Genomic DNA, 1,227 nt, shown 5'->3' on the forward strand with positions numbered 1-1,227 from the left:
CGCAGGATGCGCACGCAGCTGGAGTGGAACGTCGACACCCACATGCCCGCCGCGCGCGGGCCGACCAGCCCGGCGACGCGTTCCCGCATCTCGGCGGCGGCCTTGTTGGTGAAGGTGATGGCCAGGATCTCGCTCGGCCGCGCCCCGCGGGCGTCGAGGAGATAGGCGATACGACGGGTCAGGACCGCGGTCTTTCCAGAACCGGCCCCGGCCACGATCAGCAGCGGGGTGCCGGTGTGCATCACCGCGGCGCGCTGTTGTGGATTCAATCCCTCGAGCAACGCTCCGCCACCCCGCGCTTGCTGGGTCTTCTGCTCGTCGCCCTGTGCCACCGTCGTATTCATCGCCCATCCACGCTACCGGCGCGCACCGACAGCCGTCGGGCGGGATCGCACAGGTGTCCGATTAGTGCCGGTCCGGCGAACTTCTGGTGAACCGTGTGACAGGAGGAAACTCAGGAGATTCACAAACGTACCCGTTTTGCTTGGGTACCTCCCCGTGGCAGACTCGTCCCATGACCGGCTCGACCGCGGTGCGACACACCTGCCCACCCAGGGCACTGTGCACCTGAGCCCGATCCTGGGGAGACAATTGATTTCCAGGGGGGACAATGTATGGCCGACAGGTCAGATTCTTGGTGAAGAACCGATCGGTAACAGGATGGGTCCACCCGCCGATCCACGTTCTGGACCACGAGGAGTTGAAAGTATGAGCATCTCGACGACGGGACATTCCGAGTCTGCCACCGGCTCGGACTCCGCCCCGCTGCCCTCCGAAGCGGAGATCGAAAAGCTGCGCCTGGAGATCGACAAGCTGGACGCCGAGATCCTCGCGGCCATCAAGCGCCGCACCGAGGTCTCGCGCATCATCGGACGGACCAGAATGGCGAACGGCGGGCCCAAGCTCGTCCACTCCCGTGAGATGAAGGTACTCGAGCGATTCAGCGAGCTGGGCCAGGAGGGGCACACCCTCGCCATGCTCCTGCTGCGTCTGGGCCGCGGCCGGCTAGGCCACTGATTCACCGTTAACGACGAGCACCGCTCGATCCGATACAACGAGCGGTGCCGTTCCGCGCGGCCACCACACCAAGCCACGCTGCATGCGGAGCCACGGATGCAGCATCCCCAGGCCGCCCCGGGTGTCTCGACCCCGGGGCGGTTCTTCGTCTTCCTAGGGCAGGGCGATGTACTTGGTGTCGAGGTACTCTTCGATGCCCTCGTAGCCGCC

At 65.6% G+C, this 1,227-nt stretch carries 2 protein-coding genes; one reads left to right on the forward strand and one right to left on the reverse strand.

Annotation, left to right across the window (positions count from 1 at the left end; genetic code table 11):
- On the reverse strand, window positions 1-344 hold a 344-nt coding region (locus tag ACIRS4_RS37650), incomplete at its 3' end, for a UvrD-helicase domain-containing protein (protein WP_404204694.1).
- A 364-nt stretch (window positions 345-708) separates the two neighbouring features.
- Between ACIRS4_RS37650 and ACIRS4_RS37655 the strand changes: the two genes are divergently transcribed.
- The gene (locus tag ACIRS4_RS37655) at window positions 709-1,017 is read left to right on the forward strand and encodes a chorismate mutase (protein WP_357091322.1); all 309 of its coding nucleotides are present in this window, start codon (window positions 709-711) and stop codon (window positions 1,015-1,017) included.
- The last annotated feature ends 210 nt before the right edge of the window (window positions 1,018-1,227 follow it).

It is taken from the genome of Streptomyces sp. NPDC101166 (genome assembly GCF_044768125.1).
Taxonomy (GTDB): domain Bacteria; phylum Actinomycetota; class Actinomycetes; order Streptomycetales; family Streptomycetaceae; genus Streptomyces.